Here is a 23,138-nt window from a genome sequence, read left to right on the forward strand (position 1 = left end):
ACATGACAACGGTCACGCAGACGCAGACCCGGACGGCGACCCCGTCCGGAGCGCCCATCGTCTCGCTCGAGGCTCCCGTCGTCGCCGGCTCGTCCGTCCGCGCGACGAGCGGCACCGCGGGCCTGGACCTGACGGACGTCGACCGTTCCGAGCGCTTCAGCCAGATGCGTGCCGGTGAGCTGGGCTCGGTGCACTCCTGGGAGCTCGTCACCGCCGTCGACGGGCCCGGGACCCGCCTCACGACCTTCCTGTCGGGCTGCCCGCTGCGGTGCCTCTACTGCCACAACCCCGACACGATGGAGATGCGGCGCGGCGAGCCCGTCACGGCCGGCGAGCTGCTCGCCCGCATCACGCGCTACCGGGGGATCTTCGGCGTCACCGGCGGCGGCATCACCATCTCGGGCGGAGAGCCCCTCATGCAGCCCGCCTTCGTGGCACGCATCCTGCGCGGCGCCAAGGAGATGGGGATCCACACGGCCCTCGACACCTCGGGCTTCCTCGGTGCGGCGTGCACGGACGAGATGCTCGACGACCTCGACCTCGTCCTGCTCGACGTCAAGTCGGGGATCCCGGAGACCTACAAGCGCGTGACGGGCCGCGAGCTCGCCCCGACGCTCGAGTTCGGCCGCCGCCTCGCGGCGCGCGGGACCGAGATCTGGATCCGGTTCGTCCTCGTCCCCGGCCTGACGGACGCGCCCGAGAACGTCGAGGCTGTCGCCCGGTACGTCGCGTCCCTGTCCACGGTCACCCGGGTCGAGGTGCTCCCGTTCCACCAGATGGGGCGGGACAAGTGGGAGTCGCTCGGCATGCGCTACGAGCTGGACGACGTGAGCGCACCCGAGCCGGAGCTCGTCGAGCGCGTGCGTGACCAGTTCCGCTCGCACGGGCTGAAGGTCTACTGACCGTCCCGGTCCCGACGAGGCCCGTGGGGCGTCGCGACCTCCCGGCGCTGAGCGATCGGGTGCGGGGCGACCGACGTCGAGCGGCCGCCCCGCACCCGTCAGCTCGTCAGCCCGTCTGCACGGCGGGCGCGACGCTGGCGACGCCGAGGGGCAGGAGGCGACGTCCCAGGACCCGTTCGCTGTAGCCGGTGCGGTCCAGGTAGGGCGTGATGCCGCCAAGGTGGATGGGCCACCCCGCCCCGAGGATCATGCACAGGTCGATCTGCTCCGGGCCGGCGACGACCCCCTCCTCGAGCATGAGGCCGATCTCCTGGGTGAGTCCCGCGAGGACCGCGTCGAGCACGCCTGCCTCGTCGAGCGCACCCGGCCCGCCTGGCGCGCCGAACGCCTCCTGGATCGCGGGGTCCACCTCGAGCTCGCTGCCACGGCCGTCGGCCTCCGGGACCACCCGGCGGCCCTGCTCGGCGATCCGCTCGAGCCCTGGCGACAGCGGGTAGCGCTCGCCCAGGTCGGCGTGCAGCGAACGCAGCACGTGCAGCGCGACGGGGAGCCCGACGAGCTGGATCAGCGGGAACGAGCCCATCGGCAGCCCGAGCGGGCGCAGCGCGACGTCCGCGGTGCGCACGGGCGTGCCCCCCTCGGCGGCCGCGGCGACCTCAGCGAGCATCCGCAGCAGGAGCCGGTTGACGACGAAGCCGGGACGGTCCGCGACGCCCACCGCCGTCTTGCCGAGCTTCTTGGCGATCGCGAACGCGGTCGCCGCCGCCGCGTCGTCCGTCGCCGCGGTGCGGACGACCTCGACGAGAGGCATCTGGGCGACAGGGTTGAAGAAGTGCAGGCCGACGACCCGCTCCGGGTGCCGCAGGTGCGCCGACATGGCCGTCACGGAGAGCGCCGAGGTGTTGGTCGCGAGGACCGCCTCGGGCGAGACGACGTCCTCGAGCTGCGCGAACACGCGCTGCTTGAGCTCGAGCACCTCCGTGACTGCCTCGATGACGAGGTCCGCGCCCGCGAGCGTGCCGAGGTCGGTGCTCACGGTGACCGACGCGAGGATACGGTTCGCCTCGTCGGGCGAGATGCGGCCCTTCGCGGCCATCTGCTCGACGAGCCCACGGATGCCGGCGAGCCCCGCGGCCACCCGGTCGTCGTCGACCTCCCGCATGAGGACGGGGACGCGCAGCCGGCGCGCGATGAGCACCGCGAGCTGCCCCGCCATGAGACCCGCCCCGACGATGCCGACGCTCCGCAGGGGCCGCGCGAGCTCCTCGGCCGGCGCGCCGGCGGGCGTGCGGGCCCGCCGCGTCACGAGGTCGAACGCGTAGAGGCCCGCGCGCAGCTGCTCGGACATGATGAGCTCGGTCAGGGCGTCGTCCTCCGCCGCGAACGCGACGTCGCGGTCCGCAGTCCGGGCCGCCGCGACGAGGTCGAGCGCGCGGTACGGCGCGTCCTTGGCGCCGTGCAGGCGGCGGTCGAGCTGGTCGCGCGCCGCACGCACGACGGCGTCCCACTCCTCCTGGCTCTCGGGCTCCCGGCGTGCCACCTCGACCCGCCCGGCGAGCACGTCGGCCGTCCAGGCGATCGACCGCTCGAGGAAGTCGGCGGGGTGCAGGACCACGTCGAGGACACCGAGCTCGAGGGCCCCGGCCGCATCCGTCATCCGGTTGTTGGCGAGCGGCCGCGTGAGGATCACCTCGAGCGCGTTCCGCACCCCGACGAGGCGCGGCAGGTGGTAGCAGCCGCCCCAGCCGGGCACGAGGCCCAGGTACGCCTCGGGGAGCGCGAGCGCGCCGACGTCGGCCGCACCCGTCCGGTAGTCGCACGCGAGCGCGAGCTCGAGGCCGCCGCCCAGCGCGACGCCGTTGACGTACGCGAACGTGGGGACGCCCATCTCGCCGAGCAGGCGGTAGGTGGCGTGCCCGAGCTCGGCGATCCCGCGCGCCTCCTCGCGGCGCGTGATCCTGGAGACCGCGGTCAGGTCGGCACCGGCCGCGAGGAAGTACGGCTTGCCCGTGACGGCGACCGCGACGATCTCGCCTGCGGTGGCACGCCGCTGCTGCGCGAGCAGCGCCTCACGCAGCTCGGTGAGCCCTGCGTGGCCGAGGGTCGTGGGCTTCGTGTGGTCCAGGCCGTTGTCGAGCGTCACGAGCGCGAGCGTCCCGGCGTGTGCCGGGAGCTGGACGTCACGGACGAGCGCGTGCGCGACGCGCTCGGGGCGGGCGGCACGGTCGGTGTGGTCCTGCGGGCGGGTCGTCTCCGCCGAGGTCGTCTGGCTCATGCGTCCTCCCCGTCGTGCGCGGTCGTCGTGGTGGCGGGCCGGGCGCCCGCGTAGTCCCGGTGGTTCGGGTTCTCCCAGATCACGGTGCCGCCCTGGCCGAGGCCCACGCACATCGTCGTGAGGCCGTACCGCACCTCCGGGTGCTCGGCGAACTGCCGCGCGAGCTGGGTCATCAGGCGCACGCCCGACGACGCGAGCGGGTGCCCGACGGCGATCGCGCCGCCGTAGGGGTTGACGCGGGGGTCGTCGTCGGCGATGCCGAACGCGTCGAGGAAAGCCAGGACCTGCACGGCAAAGGCCTCGTTGATCTCGAAGAGCCCGATGTCGTCGATGGTCAGCCCCGCACGGTCGAGCGCCCGGTGGGTCGCGGGCACCGGGCCGAGCCCCATGACCGCGGGGTCGACGCCGGCGTACGCGAAGGAGACGAGGCGCATGCGTGCCGTCAGGCCCAGCTCGGCAGCCGTGTCCTCGGCGGCCAGCGCGCACATGGCCGCACCGTCGGTCAGCGGGGCCGAGGTCGCCGCCGTGACCCGGCCACCGGCGCGGAACGGTGTCGGGAGGCCCTGGACCTGCTCGACCGTCGTCCCCGGCCGGGGCGGCTCGTCGGCGGTGGCCAGGCCCCACCCGCGCTCGGGGTCACGCACGGCGACGGGGACGAGGTCGGGCTCGATGCGGCCCGAGGCGAGCGCCGCGGCGTAGCGCGCCTGGCTGGCGACCCCGAACGCGTCGGCGCGCTCGCGCGTCAGCGTGGGGTAGCGGTCGTGCAGGTTCTCGGCCGTGCTGCCCATGTTCAGGGCTTCCGCGCTCACGAGGCGCTCGGACAGGAAGCGCGGGTTGGGGTCCGCGCCGTCGCCCATCGGGTGGTGCCCCATGTGCTCGACGCCGCCGGCGACGGCGACGTCCAGGGCGCCGAAGCCGATCGACGACGCGGTGGTCGTGACGGCTGTCATGGCGCCCGCGCACATGCGGTCGATCGCGTAGCCGGGGACCGAGCGGGGGAGGCCCGCGAGGACGCCGACGGTGCGGCCGAGCGTCAGGCCCTGGTCGCCGGTCTGCGTGGTCGCCGCGACGGCGACCTCGTCGATGCGCTCGGGCGGGAGGGTGGGGTTGCGCCGCAGGAGCTCGCGCAGCGCCTTGACGGCGAGGTCGTCGGCTCGGGTGTGCGCGTAGAGCCCGTCGGGCCGGGCCCGTCCGAACGGGGTCCGGACGCCGTCGACGAAGACGACGCCCCGGACGGAGCGGGGCAGGGGAGCATGCGACATCGGATCTCCTTGGTGGACGACGTTGTCCAGGCGAGCAAGTTACCGGAGAGTAACAAACGCCGCCGCAAGGGAAGAAGCCACCATCTCGACCTGCCACGGGCGGGCGCCGCCCGTCGTGAGGAACTCCGCCACCGCATCCTCGCTCAGGTCGCCGGGCGGGGTCCAGCACAGCCGACGCAGGAGATCGGGCTGCAGGAGGTTCTCGACGGGGACCGAGTGGCGCTGCGCGAGGTCGCCGACCACGGTGCGGGCGGCAGCGAGCCGTGCCGCCGCGGCCGGGTCGCGATCCGCCCACGCGCGGGGCGGAGGAGGGGCGTCCGTGCGCGGGCCGCGCGTCGTGGGCAGCTCTGCGTCCGGGACGTCGAGGCCCTCACGGACCGCGGCGAACCACTGCTCGGCCCGGCGACGCGTCCCCTTGCCGGAGAACGGGCGCAGCGCCGTGAGCGCGGCGACGGTGCGCGGCAGCTCGGTGGCCGCTGCGACGATGGCGGCGTCGGGCAGAACCCTGCCGGGCGACACGTCCCGCCGCCGGGCGTCCGCCTCACGGGCCTCCCACAGCGCGCGGACCACGGCGAGGCGCCGCGGGTCACGGATCGCGTGCAGGCCGGACGTGCGACGCCACGGCTCGACGCGCGGCGCGGCCGGGGGAGCGAGCCGGACCGCCTCGAACTCCTGGCGGGCCCACTCCTCCTTGCCCGCGGTGCGCAGGCGCTCGCCGAGCTCGACCCGCAGGTCAACGAGGACCTCGACGTCGAGTGCGGCGTACCGCAGCCACTCGGGCGGGAGCGGACGCGTCGACCAGTCGACCGCGGAGTGCTCCTTCGCGAGGCCCAGGCCCAGGATCTCCGCGACGACGGCCGCGAGCCCGACCCGCTCCATGCCCAGCAGCCGGGCCGCGAGCTCGGTGTCGAAGACCGCGTCCGGGCGCAGGTTCTGCTCGGTGAGCCCCGGCAGGTCCTGGGAGGCGGCGTGCAGCACCCACTCGACCCCCCGGAGCGCGGCGGAGAGCTCGGAGAGGTCGGGCAGCGCCACCGGGTCGACCAGCGCGGTGCCCGCGCCCTCGCGGCGGAGCTGGACGAGGTAGGTGCGCTGGCCGTAGCGGTAGCCGGAGGCGCGCTCCGCGTCGACGGCGACAGGGCCGGTCCCGGCTGCGAAGGCCGCGACCGCCTCCGCGAGGGCCGCGGGCGTGTCGATCACCGGCGGGACCCCGTCGGCCGGCTCGAGGAGTGGGACGACCACGGGTGCGGTGGGGTCCGCCTCGGCCGGGGGGCCCTGCTCGGGCGGCCCGTCAGGCCCGTCGCCCCCGGTCGGGGCGGTCGATGCTGTGCTGCTCGTCGCTGTCTGAGTCACCGCTGTCCCTGATCTCACGTCATGGTCGGCGGCCGAGGTGGTGGACCCCTCGGCGTCGAGCGCATGCGGCATGCCTCAACCGTACGGCGTCCCAGGGACACGGTCCGTCAGGCGTGGCCGCGGCCGGCCGACGAGGTCCGCCGGTGCTCCCGCTCAAGCGCCCGAGGCCGCTCAGCCCAGGAGGTCGTTCCGGATCGCGTACGCGACCATCTCGGCACGGTCACCCGTGCCGACCTTGCGCGAGATCCGCGCGAGGTGGCTCTTGACCGTCAGCGCGGAGAGGTCCAGACGCTCGCCGATCTGCCGGTTCGACCGCCCGTCGGCCACCAGGCGCAGCACGCCGAGCTCGCGAGCCGTCAGCTCGGGCCCGGGGCGCGCCTCCGGCGCGGCGGGCCGGCCGGGGGCACGGGCGGCACCCGGCGTCTCCGCGGCGACCGCGCCGCGCACCCCGCCACCGAGGAGCACGACGAGCTCGCGGCGCCCGGCCTTGCGCGTCAGGAGGACCGCACGGGTCGACTCGCGACGGCGCAGCGTGCGGACGAGGACGGAGCCGTCGCCGTCGCCGATCTCAGGGACGACGAGGCACAGGGGCCCGCGGTCTCCGGGTGCGGGACGCGGCGCGGTCCGCTGGCCGGGCGCGGTCTCGGCGCGGGCCGGGGTCCGGACGGGCACCCGGCGCACCGGGCTGGTCCGGACGTGCTCGACGGTCAACGGGGGCTCCACACGGACGACAACGGTTGCGTGCTGGACATATCGGCACGCCGTCACGCGGCCTTGAGCCCGCCCCCGTGACTTTTCTCACGGCCGTCCCGTCGTCGGGTGGCGCGCAGCAGGTCTAGCGGCGTCGGCCGAGCGCCGTCACGCCGTCGGGCAGCGGGGGGAGACCCGCCGCGGTGCACAGCAGCGTCGCCCAGGCGCCCAGGTGTGCGCCCGCGTCGCCGCGTGGCGACCACGAGGCCCGGATCTCGACCTCGACCTCGGCGGGACGCTCCTCGAGCGCCCCGAACGACTGCGACATGACGCGAGTGACGGTGCCACCCACGGCGTGGGCGTCGACGCCCGGTGCGGCGAGCGCGTCCTCGACCCACGTCCACGCGGCCTCGCACAGCAGCGGGTCCGCACCGGCCTCGGGGTCGAGCGTCGCCCGCACGAGCGAGACGACGCGGAAGGTGCCGTCCCAGGCCTCCTGGCCCGCCGGGTCGTGCAGGAGGACGAACCGGCCCGTCGTCGGCTCCTCGTGGCCGGGCCCCGCGTCCTCGTCACCGTGCACCTCGGCCGTGAGCGCGACGGCGTACGGCGCGATGCGGGCGGGCGCCGGGATCTCCGTCAGGCGGACCTCCGGACGCAGGCGCCTGTCGCGCAGCTGCTCGAGGGCCCGGACGAACTCCGCCGGGACGTCGGCGTCGGCTGTGATCACGCGTCGCAGCGTACGACCGGGGTGCGACGCGGTGGTGGACCGCCGCGCGGACACGACGGGTCTCACCCGGCGGGCCGCACTACGCTGGCCGGACACCACCGGCGAAGGGAAACCTCGAGCATGTCCGCACGCGCGCAGATCGGTGTGACCGGTCTTGCTGTCATGGGACGGAACCTCGCGCGGAACTTCGCGCGGCACGGCTACACCGTGGCGGTCCACAACAGGTCGTTCGCCAAGACCGAGTCCCTGGTGGCCGAGCACGGCGACGAGGGCGAGCTCGTGCCGAGCGAGTCGATGGCGGACTTCGTGGCGTCGCTCGAACGGCCGCGCAAGGTCGTGATCATGGTCAAGGCCGGTGCGCCGACGGACGCCGTCATCGCCGAGCTGGTCCCGCTGCTCGAGGCCGGCGACATCGTCATCGACGCGGGCAACGCGCACTTCCCGGACACCATCAGGCGCGAGGCGGAGCTCCGCGAGCACGGCCTGCACTTCGTCGGCAGCGGCGTCTCGGGCGGTGAGGAGGGTGCGCTGAACGGGCCCTCGATCATGCCGGGCGGGTCACGCGAGTCCTACGAGGTGCTGGGCCCGATCCTCGAGTCGATCGCGGCGCGCGTGGACGGCGTCCCGTGCTGCACCTACGTGGGCCCCGACGGCGCCGGCCACTTCGTCAAGATGGTGCACAACGGCATCGAGTACGCGGACATGCAGCTCATCGCCGAGGCCTACGACCTGCTCCGGCTCGGCCTGGGTGCGTCGGCGCGCGAGATCGGCGAGATCTTCGCGGAGTGGAACACGGGCGACCTCGAGTCGTTCCTGATCGAGATCACCGCCGACGTCCTGGCGCACACGGACGCGGTCACGGGTGCGGCCTTCGTCGACGTGGTCGCGGACCGGGCCGAGCAGAAGGGCACCGGGCGCTGGACCGTGCAGAACGCCCTGGACCTGGGCGTCCCGATCACGGGCATCGCCGAGGCGACCTTCGCCCGCGCGCTGTCGGGGTCCACCCCCCAGCGCGAGGCGGCCCGTGGGGTCCTCGTCGCGGGGACCAGCGACGTGCCGGTGACCGACCGAGCGGCGTTCGTCGAGGACGTGCGGCTCGCCCTGTACGCGTCGAAGGTCGTCGCGTACTCGCAGGGCTTCGACCAGATCGCGGCCGCGTCGGCCGAGCGCGGGTGGGGCATCGACCGCGGCGCCATGGCCCGGATCTGGCGTGGTGGCTGCATCATCCGCGCGCGCTTCCTGGACCGGATCACCGAGGCCTACGAGCGCACGCCCGAGCTGCCCCTGCTGCTCGCCGACGAGTACTTCGCCGACGCGGTGGGCCGAGGCGTGCCCGCGTGGCGTCGCATCGTCGCCCGGGCCGCGGCGACGGGCGTCCCGACGCCCGCGTTCTCCTCCTCGCTGGCGTACTACGACGGCGTGCGCGCCGAGCGGCTGCCCGCCAACCTCATCCAGGCCCAGCGCGACTTCTTCGGTGCACACACCTACCAGCGCACCGACCGGGCCGGGACGTTCCACACCGACTGGACCGGCGACCGCACCGAGCACGACGCATGACCGCTGAGCAGGCCCTTGTCCGCACGGCCGAGGGGCGCTCACCCGGCGGCCGGGCGTTCCAGCCCGTGATCCTCGGTGCCGACATCGGCGTCTACGCGCTGGCGCGGGCGTTCCACGAGCAGTACGGCGTGCGCACGATCGTCGTGAGCCTGAGCGTGCTGGGGCCCGTCGCGGACTCGACGATCCTCGAGAACGTGGCGCTCGGTGTCGACGCGTCGCCCGAGGCGATCCTCGAGGCCGTGCGGGGCGTCGCGGAGCGGTTCGCCGCCGACCCTGCCCACCCCGAGCTGCTGCTGCTGGCGAACACCGACTGGCTCGTCCGGTTCCTCGTGCGCAACCGCACCGAGCTCGAGCAGTGGTACACCGTGCCCTTCCTCGGCTCGGACCTGCTGGACCGGCTCGCCGACAAGGCCCGGTTCGCCGAGCTGTGCACGGAGCTCGGCATCAGCACGCCGCGCACGGTCGTCCAGGACTTCGCGGGTGCCGGCTCCCCGGGCTGGCGCGCGGAGCCCGTCGAGCTGACCTACCCGCTCATCGCCAAGGCGGCCAACAGCGCCGACTACGAGCGGCTGAGCTTCCCGGGCAAGCGCAAGGTCTACCAGGTCGACACCCCGGCGGAGCTGGACGCGCTATGGGCGCGGCTCGCCGAGGCGGGCTTCGCCGGGCGCTTCGTCGTGCAGGAGATGATCCCGGGCGACGACACGCAGATGCGCAGCATCACGTGCTACGTCGACACCCGGGGAGTGGTGACGCTCTCCTGCTGCGCGCACGTGCTGCTCGAGGAGCACACGCCGAGCGGGCTCGGGAACCCGGCCGCGATGATCACGGGCCGATGGGACGAGATGCTCGAGCAGGCGCACCGCCTGCTGCTGAGCACCGGCTACGTCGGGTTCGCCAACTTCGACGTCAAGGTCGACCCCCGTGACGGCTCGGCACAGTTCTTCGAGGTCAACCCGCGGATCGGGCGCAACAACTACTACGTCACCGCGGCGGGGGCCAACCCGACGCGGTTCCTCGTCGAGGACCGCGTCGACCACGCAGCGGTCGAGCCCGTCGTCGTCGAGCGGGAGATCCTGTACTCGATCGTCCCGCACCGCCTGCTGCGCCGGTACGTCCTCGACCCTGCGCTGCGCGCGAAGGTCGACGACCTCGTGCGGCGTCGGGCAACCGCCCACCCGCTCCGCTACCGCGCGGAGCGGCGCCTCAAGCGGCGGCTGTACGTCCGGCTCGCGACCCTCAACCAGGTACGCAAGTTCCGTCGCTACTACCCCGAGGTCACCGGCACCGGGCTCTGACCGTCACCGGCGCGGTGCTCCGGGCGATACGAGCGCGGCGCCTGTGCCGTGCCCCCGCGGGCGCGGTCAGGGCGCGGCGTTCAGCCGAGCTGGCTCGTGCCGCTGTAGAGGTGGAGCACGGGGACCTTGAGCTCGTCGCGCGCACGTGACGCCCAGTCCGTGTGGAAGGTGTCCTCGAGCGCGTGCGGCACCGTGACGACGACGACCTCGCGGACGTCATGGTCGGCGACCGCTGCGCGCAGGGCCGGCAGCGGGTCGTCGGAGACCACGACGCCGTCGACCGGGGTGCCCGCGAGCGTGAAGGCCGCGATGCTCGCCTCGAGCTGGTCCGCGGCGGTCGAGTGCGCGCGCTGCGGGGCGGGCTCGCGGCGGAGCACGGCGTCGAGCGCCTCCCGGAGCTCGCCGAGGCTCAGGTGGTCCACGAGCGAGACCAGGAGGTTGTGCTCCGTGTCCGCCGGGACCAGGACGTGGTACCGCACGTCGTCGTCCGGGTGCAGCGCCGTGATGTGCTCGACGTCGGCGGACGTCAGGGTGTCCTCGGTCAGGACCAGGATGATCTCGCTCACGGCACGAGCCTATCGGCCGTCCGGTGAGGCGGGCACACCGGGCGCGACGCGCCCCCGCAGCGCCCGCAGCCACGGCGCCGGGGCCGGACGGTCCGGCCTAGCATGGCCGCGTGGACCTGGCCCGGCGCGTCGAGCTCGAGGACCGGCTCGTCGTCGTCGCGGGCGGCACCGGCCTGGTCGGCGGGTTCGTGGTCCGTGCGCTCCTGGCCGCAGGCGCGCGGGTGCTGGTGCCGACGCGGCGCGCTGAGTCCCCGGGCGCGCGGCCTTCCCCCGGGACGCAGGACGCCCGCGTGACGCAGGACGCCCGGCTCACCCACGTGCACGTGCGCACCTGGGACGACCCCGTCGAGATCGCGGTCGCCGCGCGGGCGGCGGGCGGCCCACCCGACGCGGTGGTGGCGGCGATCGGCGGCTGGTGGATCGGGACCGAGCTCGTGGACCTGGCGCCCGATGCGTGGCGCGAGCTGATCACGAGCCACCTCACGGCGCACTTCCTCGTCGCGCGGGCCCTCGTGCCCGGCCTGGCGGCGGCGACCGACGGTGTCTACGTCGCGCTCAACGGGGCGGCTGCCCGCGAGCCGATGGCGGGTTCGGGTCCGGTGAGCGTCGCGGGAGCCGGTCAGGCCATGCTGCTCGACGTGCTGCGAGCCGAGACGATCGGCCGTTCCGTGCGCTTCCACGAGGTGTCGGTCCTCGCCGCGGTGGCCGGCGACGAGCGCAACCGCACGCCCGTGGCGACGGTCGGCGGTGACGCCGTCGCGCGCGCCGTGCTGGGCGTCCTCGCGGACCCCGGCTCGCCGCGGGACGTCCGCGTGGACGGCGCGCCCGGCATCGACGGCGTCGCCGGACCGTCGGCGGCGGACGATGCGGGCGGTGCAAACGGCGCGGGGGGCCGACCGGCACCCGTCGACCTAGGCTGACCCGTCATGGGACGAGCCGACAGCCTGACCGACCGCCGACCGCAGGTCGCGGCCGACCAGCTCCTCGCAGGCTTCGTGCCGCCGCGCCACTTCGCGGACGCGACGTTCGACTCGTACGTCCCCGACCCGGAGCACCCGAGCCAGGCCGCCGCGCGCGCCAGGCTGCAGGAGGTCGCCGGGGCCACGACCCGGCGCCCGAGCGGGTGGGCGAGGCGCCTCGGCCGGCGGACCGCGGCACCCGCGGTGTACCTCGACGGAGGGTTCGGGGTCGGCAAGACGCACCTCCTCGCCGCCCTCGCGCACGTCACGCGGGCGCACCTGGGCGACGACGCGGTCGCCTACGGGACGTTCGTCGAGTACACGCACCTCGTGGGTGCTCTCGGCTTCGGCCCGGCATCGCATGCCCTTCGCCACCGACGCCTGGTGTGCATCGACGAGTTCGAGCTCGACGACCCGGGCGACACGGTCCTCATGTCCCGTCTGCTGCGGGAGCTGGCCGACGCGGGCGTCACGCTCGCGGCGACGTCGAACACGCTGCCGGAGTCCCTGGGCGAGGGGCGGTTCGCCGCCGAGGACTTCCTGCGTGAGATCCAGGCGCTGTCGGCCCGCTTCGAGGTACTGCGGATCGACGGTCCCGACTACCGCCACCGCGGCGCCGCCCATCCCGAACGGGGGCTGCCCGACGACGCGGTCGCCGCGCTCGCGGCACGCACCGACGGCGCGACGTGCGACCCCTTCGAGGCGGTCCTCGCGCACCTGCGCACCATCCACCCGAGCCGCTACGCGGCCCTCGTCGACGGGGTGCGGCTGGTCGCGCTCACCGACGTGGGTCCCGTGGCCGACCAGGCGGACGCCCTGCGCCTCGTGGTGCTCGTGGACCGGCTCTACGACCGTGACGTCCCGGTGGCGCTGGGCGGCCGCGGCACGGACGGGCTCTTCAGCGAGGCGATGCTGCGCGGCGGCTACCGGAAGAAGTACCTCCGGGCCCTGTCACGGCTCGGGGCGCTCGCCGAGCAGGTGCCCGGGGCCGAGGCGACGCCCGGCTCGGCCGTCGGCGAGGCACCACGGCCTCGCGGCACCGTCGGTGACGAGGTCTCGAACCGGTCGTCCTGACCGCCCGCGAGGTCGTTGCGTCAGGCCGAGGGCGCCTCGGCCGCGTCGAGGCGGGCGTCAGGCCCGACGCGCAGCACGGCGACCGACCGCCCGGGAAGCGTGAGGGTCGTGGTGCCCACGGTGCCTACAGAGCCCACAGAGCCCGCTGGGTCCCACGCGAGCAGCACCGTGGGCGTCCGACCGACCGGGACCTCCACGGGGTGCTGCGCGAGGTTCACCGCGACACGCACGTCCCTGCGGCGGACCACGAGCCAGGTGTCGTCGTCTGCGTGGGTGACGCTCGTCGCGGCGAGGTCGCCCGACGCGAGCGCGGGCTCGTCCCGGCGCAGCGCGACCAGGTCGCGGTACCAGGCCAGGAGTCGTGCGTGCTCGGGCCCTCCGTCGTCCTCGAGCTCCGACCAGTCCAGTCGGCTGCGCTCGACCGTCGCCGGGGCCTGCGGGTCGGGGACCTCGACCTCCCGGCCGTAGATCGCGGTCCAGCCGTGCCCGGCGAACTCGGCTGCCCGGCCGGCACGGATCGCCTCGACCAGCTCGGGCTCGGCGTGGTCGGTGAAGAACTGCCACGGCGTCCGGGCCCCCCACTCCTCACCCATGAAGATCATCGGGGTGAAGGGGGACGTGAGCACGAGGGCGGCGGCGATGGCCAGGCCGCCCTGGTCCAGGCTCTGCGACGGCCGGTCACCGAGCGCGCGGTTGCCCACCTGGTCGTGGTCCGACGCGAAGACGACGAAGCGGTGGCCGTCGGTCGACGGGTCGACGGGTCGTCCCCACGGCTTGTCCCGGAAGGTCGACCAGCCGCCGTCGTGCACGAACGCGCGCGTGAGTGCCTTCGCGAGCACCTCGGCGGGGCCGAAGTCGACGTAGTAGCCGTGCCGCTCGCCCGTGAGGCTCGCGTGGACCGCGTGGTGCACGTCGTCGGCCCACTGCGCCGTCATGCCGAGCCCGCCCTGGGCCGTCGGGGTGATCATGGTCGTGTCGTTCAGGTCGGACTCGGCGACGAGCGACAGAGGGCGCCCGAGCTCGGCGGAGAGCGCGGCCACGGCGTCCGCGAGCTCGGCGATCAGGTGCTGCGGCGAGTCGTCGACGAGGGCGTGCACGGCGTCGAGGCGCAGCGCGTCGACGTGGAAGTCGCGCAGCCAGCGCAGGGCGTTGTCGACGACGTAGGCGCGCACGCCGCCAGAGTCCGGGCCGTCGAGGTTCACGGCCATGCCCCACGGCGTGTGGTGCCGGTCCGTGAAGTACGGGCCGAACACCCCGAGGTAGTTCCCTGACGGGCCGAGGTGGTTGTAGACGACGTCGAGGCACACGGCCAGGCCGCGTGCGTGCGCCGCGTCGACGAAGCGCTGCAGGGCGGCGGGTCCGCCGTAGGGCTCGTGCACCGCGTAGAGCGCGACGCCGTCGTAGCCCCACCCGTGCACACCCGGGAAGGCCGCGACGGGCATGAGCTCGACGACGTCGACGCCGAGCTCGACGAGGTGGTCGAGGCGGTCGACGGCCGCGTCGAGCGTGCCCTCGGCCGTGAACGTGCCCACGTGGAGCTCGTAGACGACCCGGCCGCGCACGTCGACGCCCGCCCACCCGGCGTCGCCCCACGCGTGCCGCGTCACGTCGAACGTGCGGCTCGGAGCGTGCACGCCGTGGGGCTGCCACGGGCTGCGCGGGTCGGGGCGCGGGTCCGCGCCGTCGACGGCGAACGCGTAGTCGGTCCCGTCGGGGAGCGGCTCGGTCGAGCGCCACCACCCGTCGGTCCCGCGGTGCATCGCGGCCACACGGGCCTCGCCGGGCAGGTGCAGGTCCACGCGCCCCGCGGTCGGGGCCCAGACACCCACCGCGGACGCGCCTGGCGTGGCCGGGGCAGGGGACGGGCCATCGGGCGCGGCGGGGGCGGGCGGCGATCCGGGCAGGTCAGCGGCGGGGGTCGTCACCCCTCAAGCCTGCCCCGCCGGGGTCAGGAGGGCCACCGGGAGGACGTCGAGGAGGTCCGCGACGCGCACGACGCCACCGTCGACCTCACGGCCCGTGAAGGCGTCACGCCAGCGCCCCTCCGGCAGGGCGACCGTGTGCTCGCCCCACCCGCCGAGGCGCTCGAGGGCGAGCGCGAGGCGGGTGACGACCGTGACCGCTCGGGGTGCGCCGGCGTCCGTCCGCGCGAAGGCCATCGCGTTGCCCGACGAGCAGGGGAGCGGCAGGTACCCGGCGCCCGTCCCGGTGAAGGCCGCAGCCTCGTCGCGCCGGACGCGCAGCGCGCGCGACGTGACGAGCAGCTTCTCGTCCGCGAGCGACCGCGCGGGCTCGCCCTCCAGGCGGTCGAGACGCGCGGCGAGACCCGCGAAGTCGACGGGGCGCCGGTTGTCGGGGTCGACGAGCGCGACCGCCGGCACCTCGGTGCCCTGGTAGACGTCGGCGACGCCCGGCAGCGTGAGCTGGACGAGCTTGGTCCCCAGCGTCGTCGCGCGCGTCCCGGGCGCCGTTCGACGGACCCAGTCCGTGAACGCTGCTGCGACGTCGTCGGACGCCAGGGCGTGGCGCGCGTACTCGAGCACGGCCTGCTCGTACGCCTCGTCGGGCGCCGTCCAGCTCGTGTGCGACTTCGCCTCGCGTATCGCCTTCGTGAGGTACTCCTCGAGGCGCTCGGCGGCGATCGGCCCCTGGGCGTCCCAGGTGCCCGCGAGCGTCTGCCACAGGAGGTTCTCGGTGCGCCCGTCGAGGAGCACCGGGCGGGCCTCCGCGGTGGCCGCCCGCACCGTGTCGAGGAGCGCCGACCACTCCGCGGGGAGCTCGGAGAGCACCGCGAGGCGGGCGCGCACGTCCTCGCTGCGCTTCGTGTCGTGGGTGGACAGGCCCGTCATCGCGACGGGCGCATGGTCCTGGGCCCGCGCGGCCCACGCGTGCAGCTCGTCCGGGCTGATCGCGAAGCGCTCCGGGGCGCCGCCGACCTCGCAGAGCGCGACGAGGTGGGTCCACCGGTAGAACGCGGTGTCCTCGACGCCCTTGGCCATGATCGCGCCGCAGGTCTGCTGGAAGCGGACGAGCAGCTCGTCGCGACGAGCCTCCCGGGTGCGGCCGGCAGACCCGATCTCCTTGCCCATGAGCATCTCGGCGAGCAGGTCGAGCGTCTCGAGCCGGTCCTCGTCCAGGCGCGTGCGCGCGACGGCGACGCACTCCTCGAACGCGGCCTGCGCGTCGGGGTGGACCTGGAGGCCGGGTCGCACGTAGTAGCGGTAGCGGTCCGCGGCGACGACGAGCTCGACCAGGCAGTCGTGCAGCGACCGCCACGTGTGGTCGCGCAGACGCACGTCGTCCCGGCAGATCTCCGCGGCGAGGTCCGCCAGGCGGTTGACCTCGGCGTAGAGCGGGCCGGCGACGATCTGCCGCTTCGCGCTCTCGACGAGCGCGGGCAGTGCGTCGGCGGTGTCGCCCGTCAGGCGGTGCATGACCGCGCCGAGCTCGCCGCCGCCGCTCGGGTCGACGAAGGTCGCCACGACGCGCCACATGGCCTCGTACCCCGTGGTGCCCGCGGTGGCCCAGTCCTCGGGCAGCTCCTCGGCGGGGGCGAGGATCTTCTCGACGACGACCCACGCGTCGTCCGTCGCGGCCGCGAGCCGGTCGAGGTAGCCCTGCGGGTCCGCGAGCCCGTCCGGGTGGTCGATGCGCAGCCCATCGACGACGCCCTCGTGGACGAGGGAGGTGACGAGCTCGTGCGTCGCGTCGAAGACGGCCGGGTCCTCGACGCGCACGGCGGCGAGCGTCCCCACGTCGAAGAAGCGCCGGTAGTTGAGCTCCTCGTCCGCGACGCGCCAGTAGGCGAGCCGGTAGTGCTGACGTTCGACGAGCTCGCCCATCGGCAGGTTCTCGGTGCCCGGGCGTACCGGGAACACGTGGTCGTAGTAGCGGAGCACCGGCTGCGCCTCGTCCGTCCCGGTGCCCGGCACGACCTCGTGGCCGAGCACGAGCTCGTCCGACGCGAGGACGGCGCCGATGCGTCGCCCCAGCACGGGCATGAGCAGCGCGCCGTCGCCCGCGGACCAGTCGACGTCGAACCACGACGCGTACGGCGACTCGGGGCCCTGGGCGAGCACCGACCACAGCGCACGGTTGTGCCACACCGGAGTGGGCACCGCCATGTGGTTGGGCACGATGTCGACGACGAGACCGAGCCCGTGCTCGTGCGCGACCTCGGCGAGACGGCGCAGCGCCGGCGCACCGCCGAGGACGGGCGAGATCTCGTCGTGGTCCACGACGTCGTAGCCGTGCGTCGAGCCGGGCGCTGCCGTGAGCACGGGGGACAGGTAGAGGTGCGTCACACCCAGCCGCGCGAGGTACGGGACCTGCGCGACGGCGTCGTCGAGCGTGTAGCCGGCGTTCAGCTGGAGCCGGTACGTCGAGACGGGGACGGGCCTGCCCAGGGGCGGTCGACGACGGGCCGGCCCGGGACGGTCCGCGGCGCGCTCGGTCGGGCCGTCGGCAGGCTCGACCGAGCGCTCGGGTGCGCTCACTCGTCACCGACCGGTCGCATGAGCACCAGGGTGCTGCGCCCGGTGATCTCGACGGTTGCGCCCGCACCGACCTCGGCGCCGGGCTCGAGCGTGTGGTCGGTGTCGACGACGCACGTCCAGGTCGTGCCGAACTCCGCCGGCGGGAGCGTGAAGGTCTCCGGCTCGGGCGCGGCGTTGTACATGATCAGGAAGCTGTCGTCGACCACACGTTCGCCGCGCGCGTCCGGCTCGGCGATCGCCTCGCCGTTGAGGAAGACCATCACGGCGCGTGCCAGGCCGTCCTGCCAGTCGGCGTCCGACATGTGCTCGCCCGAGGTCGTGAGCCAGGCGATGTCGCCCAGCTCCGACTCGCCGCCGTGGTCCGCGCTGCCGAAGAAGAAGCGCCGACGCCGCAGCACCGGGTGCTCGCGCCGCAGTCGCACGACCCTCCTGGCGAACTCGAGGTGCTTCTCCTGAGCCTCGTCGAGGTCCCAGTCGACCCAGGTCAGCTCGTTGTCCTGGCAGTAGCCGTTGTTGTTGCCCGCCTGCGTGCGGCCCAGCTCGTCACCGTGCGCGATCATCGGCACGCCCTGGGACAGCAGGAGCGTCGTGAGGAAGTTGCGCTGCTGGCGCCACCGGAGCTCGAGCACGGCCGCGTCGTCCGTCGGGCCCTCGACGCCTCCGTTCCAGGAGCGGTTGTGGCTCTCGCCGTCGTTGTTGCCCTCGCCGTTGGCCTCGTTGTGCTTCTCGTTGTAGGAGACCAGGTCGGTGAGCGTGAACCCGTCGTGCGCCGTGACGAAGTTGATCGACGCGATGGGCTTGCGGCCCGAGTGCTCGTACAGGTCCGACGACCCCGACAGGCGGCTCGCGAACTCGGCGAGGGTCGCGGGCTCGCCCCGCCAGAAGTCGCGCACGGTGTCGCGGTACTTGCCGTTCCACTCGCTCCACAGGGGCGGGAACCCGCCGACCTGGTACCCGCCGTCGCCGACGTCCCAGGGCTCGGCGATGAGCTTGACCTGGCTGATGACCGGGTCCTGCTGGACGAGGTCGAAGAACGCCGACAGCCGGTCGACCTCGTGGAACTGGCGGGCCAGGGTCGAGGCGAGGTCGAACCGGAATCCGTCGACGTGCATCTCGTTGACCCAGTAGCGCAGGGAGTCCATGAGCAGCTGGAGCACGTGGGGGTGCCGCATGAGCAGCGAGTTCCCCGTGCCGGTCGTGTCGTAGTAGTGGCGCTTGTCCTCGTCCACGAGGCGGTAGTAGGCAGCGTTGTCGATGCCCCGGAACGAGAGCGTCGGGCCCAGGTGGTTCCCCTCGGCCGTGTGGTTGTAGACGACGTCGAGGATGACCTCGATGCCCGCCTCGTGCAGCGCCTTGACCATCTGCTTGAACTCCTGGACCTGCTGGCCGGGGTTCGAGGAGAAGGCGTACCCGTTGTGCGGCGCGAAGAAGCCGATCGTGTTGTAGCCCCAGTAGTTCGACAAGCCCTTCTCCTGGAGCGTCGGGTCGTTGACGAACTGGTGCACGGGCATGAGCTCGATCGCGGTCACGCCGAGCTCGACGAGGTGCTCGATGATCGCCGGGTGCGCCATCGCGGCGTACGTCCCACGGAGCTCCTCGGGGATGCCCGGGTGCTGCATCGTCAGGCCCTTGACGTGGCCCTCGTAGATGACGCTCTCGTGGTAGTCGCGCAGCGGGGGGCGGTCGTGGCCCCAGTCGAAGAACGGGTTGATCACGACCGACGTCATGGTGTGGCCGAGCGAGTCGTCGGTGTTGTGGCTGTCCGGGTCGCCGAAGGTGTAGGAGAAGAGCGACTGGTGCCCGTCGATCTGGCCGTCGATCGCCTTGGCGTACGGGTCCAGGAGGAGCTTGGCGGGGTTGCAGCGGTGGCCGTTGGCCGGGTCGTACGGCCCGTGCACCCGGAAGCCGTACCGCTGACCGGGCTGGACGGTCGGCAGGTACGCGTGCCACACGAACGCGTCCACCTCGGGCAGGTCGATCCGCTCCTCGGTCCCGTCCTCGCCGATCAAGCAGAGCTCGACCCGCTCGGCGACCTCCGAGAACAGCGCGAAGTTGGTGCCGGAGCCATCGAACGTGGCACCGAGGGGGTAGGGCTTGCCCGGCCAGATCTGCATGGGCCCCAGCCTGCCAGGCCGTGCCGCTGCGCGCGCACCGGCCACCGGTGTCCGGTCTGTGGGCATTGTCACCGGACGCGGTGGGCGTCCCGACGGGCGTCCCGGCGCGCGTCCGGTGACCATGCGTGTGCGAGGGCGGTCAGATGAACAGGAGCTGAGCCCCCTGCGTGAGCTCGATGAAGTCGCTCGCGCTGATGATCCCCTCGACGTCGTCGTAGAGGTCCGCCTCCGTGAGCTTGTTCATGTCGGCGCTCAGCCGGCAGGCCCAGAGGTGGCCCCCCGCCGCGACGATCTGGTCGAGGAACTCGGGGACGGGCGGGATGTCGAGGTCCTCGAGCGACTTCCGCATCTGCTTCGTGGCCATGCCCGTCATGCCGGGCAGCGGGGTCAGCCCCATGGGCATGTGCGTCGCGGTGTTGCCGACGGGCGTGAACTTGAGGTCCGCCATGCGTGACTTCGTGATCATGTCGAAGCCCCAGAACGTGAAGAACAGGTGCGTCTCGACCCCTTCGCCGAGGGCGGCGTTGCCGAGGATGAGCCCCGGGTAGGCCATGTCGAGGTTGCCCTTGGAGCAGATGATGGCGAGCTTGCGACCCTCGTTCGCGTCGTCGTCGAAGCTCGGGACCAGGCTGTCGGGCGTGCTCATGATGCGTCCTCTCGTCGGCGTGCGTGGGGGTCAGACACAGCCCTTGGGCTTGGGCAGGCCGGCGACGTACGCCATCTTCTTGGCCGGCTTCTTGGGGAAGAGCGCGAACTGCTCCTTGGTGGGGAACCCGCCGACCGTCTGGACGCGTCGCGTCGTCGCGGTCTCGCCCTGGCCCTCGTAGTCCTTGCGAAGGAAGCGCAGGACCTCCCAGTGGCGTTCGGTGAGCTCGACGCCGATGGCGCGGGCGAGCGCCGCCCCGAGCGCCTCGTCCCACTCGGTCGGGTCGGTGAGGAAGCCCTCGGCATCGACGTGGACCTCACGTCCGTCGATCGTGGTCACGGTCATCTCTCGTCCTCTCGTGGGTCGGGCGTGGTGTCAGTCGAGGCCGGCCGGGACCCGTGGGCCGGGCGTGCTGGGCGTCGCGGCCGGGGCGGGCACCCGCTTGCCGGTCATGGACATGTGAGCCGGGACGGGCATGCGCCGCCCGGGCAGGAGGACGTTCCAGTAGAGCCAGCGGAACGCGAGCTTTCCCCAGTGGTTGGGCCGGGTCTCCCGCAGCAGCTGCATCGGCCCGACGTAGGGCAGCGGGTAGGTCCCCGGCAGGGGCTCGGTGTCGTAGCTGAAGTCGATCAGCAGCGCCTTGCCTGCCCCGGACTCGATGAAGCAGTTGGCGTGGCCGTCGAACGACTCGGGCATCGGCCGGCCCTCGACGTGCGCCAGGAAGTTGGGCACGAAGCTGTCGGCCTGGAAGTGGGCGACCGAGCCGGCCTTGGAGGCGGGTGCGTCGCTCGCGTCGCCGATCGCGAAGATCGTGTCGTGGGCCGTCGACAGGAGGGTGTGCTTGTCGACCGGGACGTAGTTGAGCTCGTCACCCAGGCCCGACCGGCCCACGAAGTCGGCGCCCATGTTCACCGGGATGGTGACGAGCAGGTCGAAGGGCAGGACGCGCTCGTCGTAGGAGCTGATCGTCCCCGCCTCGGCGTCCACGGACTCGACGACGAAGTCGGGCTCCACCGTGATGCCACGCTGCTCGAGCATCCCGCCCAGGTACGCCGAGGAGATGGGCTTGGTGAACGCGCCCGGCAGCGGGGTGACGTACGTGATCTCGACCGCGCCCCTGAGCCCGTGCTCGGTGAAGAACGCGTCCGCGAGGAAGGCGAACTCGAGCGGCGCCACGGGGCACTTGATCGGCATCTCGGCGACGTGGACGACGAGGCGTCCTCCGGGCCATGCGGCGAGCTTCGCGGCCAGGGCCATGGCGCCTGCGTAGGTGAAGAACTCGTGGACGTTGTGCCCGAGGCCCTCGGCCAGGCCGGGAGTCTCGTCGGGGCGGGGCGTGGTGCCCGTCGCGATGACCAGGTAGTCGTACGGGAGCTCGCTGCCGTCCTCGAGGTGGACGCGGCGGGCGTCGGGGTCCACCCGGTCGACGGCCCGCGGCACCAGGGTGATGCCTCGCCGCAGCTGCCGGCGCAGCGGACGGACGACGTCCTTCGCGCGGTACGTGCCGAACGGGAGGAAGAGGAAGCCCGGCTGGTAGTAGTGGGCCGGGGAGGGGTCCACGACCGTGACCGACCAGGCCTGGGTGGGGAGCGCACGCCGCAGCTTGTTGGCGACCATCGTCCCGGCGGTCCCGCCGCCGAGCACCACGAGTCTTCTCATGTCCTGTCCCAGGTCGGAGCGACCCACCGGGGACCGGGTGCGGCCGACGGTGGCCGACGGCGAGAACGCCGCCTGACTCCCACGCTAGGGACGACGGACGGACGACCGACAGGGACGAAGGTCATACCCATGGGGGTATGGCGGGTGAGGTTCTCCGCCCGGCCTCGTCGACGTCGCCAGGCAGGCGTCCGGACCGCGTGGGACGCGAGCCGCCAGGCCCGACCGCTCGACGTGCGAACCCCTCGGACCGGTGCGACCGTGGGCCGATGAGCGAGCAGACACCTGACAGCGGCGCGGCGTACGACCCCGCCACCGACCCCGACTCCGACCCCGAGGCGCTCAACCCGCGTGAGGGAGGCGAGGCGACCGGGCCCAGCACCGGGGATCCCGACGCGGACCCTGACATGCTCAACCCCCGCGGCGGTCGGCCGGCCGACCCGGACCCGGCCTGACGGGGGACCCGCCCATGCGGATCGTCGTCGTGGGCGGGAGCGGCAACGTCGGGAGCGCACTCCTCGCGGTGCTGCGCGAGGACGCGGACGCCTCGGTGGTCGCCGTCGCGCGGCGCACCCCGTCCACGCGCCCGCCCAAGCCGTACGACAGGGCGCAATGGGAGCCCGTCGACCTCGCCGTGCCCGGACCGGACGAGCCGGTCGTCGAGCGCCTCGCCGGCGTCTTCGCGGGCGCCGACGCCGTCGTGCACCTCGCCTGGGCGCTGCAGCCCACCCACAGGCGCGACGTCCTGCGGCGCACGAACGTCGACGGCACCCGACGCGTCCTCGCCGCCGTCGCGCGCGCACGCGTGCCCCACCTCGTCGTCGCGTCCTCCGTGGGCGCGTACTCGCCGGTCGACGACGACGTGCCGCGCGCCGAGAGCTGGCGGACCGACGGCGTGCGGAGCAGCGCGTACAGCGTCGACAAGGTCGCCGTCGAGCGCCTGCTCGACGAGGCCGAGCAACGCGCCACCGGGCTCCTGGTCGCCCGCGTCCGCCCCGCGCTCATCTTCCAGGGCCGGGCGGGTTCCGCGATCGAGCGCTACTTCCTCGGACCCCTCGCGCCCGCCGCCGTGCTCCGGCACCCGTTGCCGCTGCTCCCGTGGCCACGCGGGGTGCGGGTGCAGGCCGTGCACGCGCACGACGTCGCGCGGCTCTACCGCGAGATCCTCGTACGCGGCGCCGCAGGTGCCTTCAACGTCGCCGCAGCCGACGTGCTCCGCGCCCAGGACGTCGCCGACGTCGTCGCGGAGGGCCGCTGGGCACCGGTACCGGTCTCCGCGGTGCGAGGCGCCGTGGCCGCGGCGTGGCACGCACGGGCCGTGGCCGTGAGCCCGGGGTGGGTCGACCTGGCGCGAGGCGTTCCGCTGCTCGACACGACGCGCGCGGCTGCCGAGCTCGGCTGGTCGCCGCGCTGGTCGGGCCAGGCGGCCCTGGCCGAGCTCGTCGAGGGCATGGCCCGTGGTCGAGGGACGGCCAGCCCCGTGCTGCGCCCGCGACGGCGCGCGCGTCGCTCAGTGGTCGGCGGCCAGACCGACCTCCGCTGAGCCGGCGCCCGGGTGACGCCCCCGGC

General features: G+C 73.8%; 19 protein-coding genes. 7 read left to right on the forward strand and 12 right to left on the reverse strand.

Annotation, left to right across the window (positions count from 1 at the left end; translation table 11 throughout):
• Nucleotides 1-2 precede the first annotated feature (2 nt).
• Entirely contained in the window at nucleotides 3-902 is a 900-nt protein-coding gene (gene pflA, locus FZ988_RS05420; RefSeq protein WP_149202959.1) for a pyruvate formate-lyase-activating protein, read from the forward strand.
• 106 nt (nucleotides 903-1,008) lie between these two features.
• Here pflA and FZ988_RS05425 read toward each other — a convergent pair whose 3' ends face one another.
• From FZ988_RS05425 to FZ988_RS05445, 5 genes are all read right to left on the reverse strand, one after another.
• The gene (locus tag FZ988_RS05425; protein ID WP_149202960.1) at nucleotides 1,009-3,177 is read right to left on the reverse strand and encodes a 3-hydroxyacyl-CoA dehydrogenase NAD-binding domain-containing protein; all 2,169 of its coding nucleotides are present in this window, start codon (nucleotides 3,175-3,177) and stop codon (nucleotides 1,009-1,011) included.
• Complete coding sequence (locus FZ988_RS05430; RefSeq protein ID WP_149202961.1) at nucleotides 3,174-4,439, reverse strand: thiolase family protein; 1,266 nt, start codon at nucleotides 4,437-4,439, stop codon at nucleotides 3,174-3,176. The genes FZ988_RS05425 and FZ988_RS05430 overlap by 4 nt, the downstream gene beginning before the upstream one ends.
• Nucleotides 4,440-4,478: 39 nt before the next feature.
• Entirely contained in the window at nucleotides 4,479-5,789 is a 1,311-nt protein-coding gene (locus FZ988_RS05435) for an HRDC domain-containing protein (protein ID WP_425457949.1), read from the reverse strand.
• Nucleotides 5,790-5,960: 171 nt separating this feature from the next.
• Complete coding sequence (locus FZ988_RS19125) at nucleotides 5,961-6,500, reverse strand: helix-turn-helix transcriptional regulator (protein WP_281287155.1); 540 nt, start codon at nucleotides 6,498-6,500, stop codon at nucleotides 5,961-5,963.
• A 124-nt stretch (nucleotides 6,501-6,624) separates the two neighbouring features.
• A complete protein-coding gene (locus FZ988_RS05445; protein ID WP_425457950.1) occupies nucleotides 6,625-7,206 on the reverse strand; it encodes a DUF3000 domain-containing protein in 582 nt (193 codons plus the stop codon).
• A gap of 120 nt (nucleotides 7,207-7,326) precedes the next feature.
• Between FZ988_RS05445 and gndA the strand changes: the two genes are divergently transcribed.
• Nucleotides 7,327-8,763 (forward strand): NADP-dependent phosphogluconate dehydrogenase, encoded by a 1,437-nt coding sequence (gene gndA, locus FZ988_RS05450; protein ID WP_149202964.1) that lies wholly within the window; start codon nucleotides 7,327-7,329, stop codon nucleotides 8,761-8,763.
• Nucleotides 8,760-10,058 (forward strand): carboxylate--amine ligase, encoded by a 1,299-nt coding sequence (locus FZ988_RS05455; protein WP_246169229.1) that lies wholly within the window; start codon nucleotides 8,760-8,762, stop codon nucleotides 10,056-10,058. Before gndA ends, FZ988_RS05455 begins: the two co-directional genes overlap by 4 nt.
• A gap of 80 nt (nucleotides 10,059-10,138) precedes the next feature.
• Here FZ988_RS05455 and FZ988_RS05460 read toward each other — a convergent pair whose 3' ends face one another.
• Nucleotides 10,139-10,624 carry a hypothetical protein gene (locus tag FZ988_RS05460; RefSeq protein WP_149202965.1) on the reverse strand — a complete coding sequence of 162 codons (486 nt, stop codon included), beginning with the start codon at nucleotides 10,622-10,624 and terminating at the stop codon, nucleotides 10,139-10,141.
• A gap of 110 nt (nucleotides 10,625-10,734) precedes the next feature.
• Here FZ988_RS05460 and FZ988_RS05465 point away from each other — a divergent pair, with 110 nt between their 5' ends.
• Together FZ988_RS05465 and zapE are read left to right on the forward strand one after the other, a co-directional pair.
• Nucleotides 10,735-11,544 carry an SDR family NAD(P)-dependent oxidoreductase gene (locus tag FZ988_RS05465; RefSeq protein ID WP_149202966.1) on the forward strand — a complete coding sequence of 270 codons (810 nt, stop codon included), beginning with the start codon at nucleotides 10,735-10,737 and terminating at the stop codon, nucleotides 11,542-11,544.
• Nucleotides 11,545-11,550: 6 nt separating this feature from the next.
• Complete coding sequence (gene zapE, locus FZ988_RS05470) at nucleotides 11,551-12,657, forward strand: cell division protein ZapE (protein ID WP_149202967.1); 1,107 nt, start codon at nucleotides 11,551-11,553, stop codon at nucleotides 12,655-12,657.
• Between the two features lie 20 nt (nucleotides 12,658-12,677).
• Here zapE and treZ read toward each other — a convergent pair whose 3' ends face one another.
• From treZ to sqr, 6 genes are all read right to left on the reverse strand, one after another.
• Nucleotides 12,678-14,486 (reverse strand): malto-oligosyltrehalose trehalohydrolase, encoded by a 1,809-nt coding sequence (gene treZ, locus FZ988_RS05475; RefSeq protein WP_149202968.1) that lies wholly within the window; start codon nucleotides 14,484-14,486, stop codon nucleotides 12,678-12,680.
• Between the two features lie 99 nt (nucleotides 14,487-14,585).
• Nucleotides 14,586-17,153, reverse strand: a complete 2,568-nt coding sequence (gene treY / locus FZ988_RS05480) for a malto-oligosyltrehalose synthase (RefSeq protein WP_425457951.1) — start codon at nucleotides 17,151-17,153, stop codon at nucleotides 14,586-14,588.
• On the reverse strand, nucleotides 17,150-19,267 hold the full coding sequence (gene glgX, locus FZ988_RS05485; protein ID WP_149202969.1) for a glycogen debranching protein GlgX: 2,118 nt from the start codon (nucleotides 19,265-19,267) through the stop codon (nucleotides 17,150-17,152). Before glgX ends, treY begins: the two co-directional genes overlap by 4 nt.
• Before the next feature lie 139 nt (nucleotides 19,268-19,406).
• Complete coding sequence (locus FZ988_RS05490; RefSeq protein WP_149202970.1) at nucleotides 19,407-19,913, reverse strand: DsrE/DsrF/DrsH-like family protein; 507 nt, start codon at nucleotides 19,911-19,913, stop codon at nucleotides 19,407-19,409.
• Between the two features lie 30 nt (nucleotides 19,914-19,943).
• Nucleotides 19,944-20,258 carry a TusE/DsrC/DsvC family sulfur relay protein gene (locus FZ988_RS05495; protein WP_149202971.1) on the reverse strand — a complete coding sequence of 105 codons (315 nt, stop codon included), beginning with the start codon at nucleotides 20,256-20,258 and terminating at the stop codon, nucleotides 19,944-19,946.
• Nucleotides 20,259-20,288: 30 nt separating this feature from the next.
• On the reverse strand, nucleotides 20,289-21,572 hold the full coding sequence (gene sqr, locus FZ988_RS05500) for a type III sulfide quinone reductase, selenoprotein subtype (RefSeq protein ID WP_149202972.1): 1,284 nt from the start codon (nucleotides 21,570-21,572) through the stop codon (nucleotides 20,289-20,291).
• A 266-nt stretch (nucleotides 21,573-21,838) separates the two neighbouring features.
• Here sqr and FZ988_RS05505 point away from each other — a divergent pair, with 266 nt between their 5' ends.
• On the forward strand, nucleotides 21,839-22,024 hold the full coding sequence (locus FZ988_RS05505; RefSeq protein WP_149202973.1) for a hypothetical protein: 186 nt from the start codon (nucleotides 21,839-21,841) through the stop codon (nucleotides 22,022-22,024).
• A gap of 14 nt (nucleotides 22,025-22,038) precedes the next feature.
• The gene (locus FZ988_RS05510) at nucleotides 22,039-23,112 is read left to right on the forward strand and encodes an NAD-dependent epimerase/dehydratase family protein (RefSeq protein WP_149202974.1); all 1,074 of its coding nucleotides are present in this window, start codon (nucleotides 22,039-22,041) and stop codon (nucleotides 23,110-23,112) included.
• The last annotated feature ends 26 nt before the right edge of the window (nucleotides 23,113-23,138 follow it).

This window comes from Actinotalea subterranea (assembly GCF_008364845.1).
In the GTDB taxonomy this organism is placed as follows: domain Bacteria; phylum Actinomycetota; class Actinomycetes; order Actinomycetales; family Cellulomonadaceae; genus Actinotalea; species Actinotalea subterranea.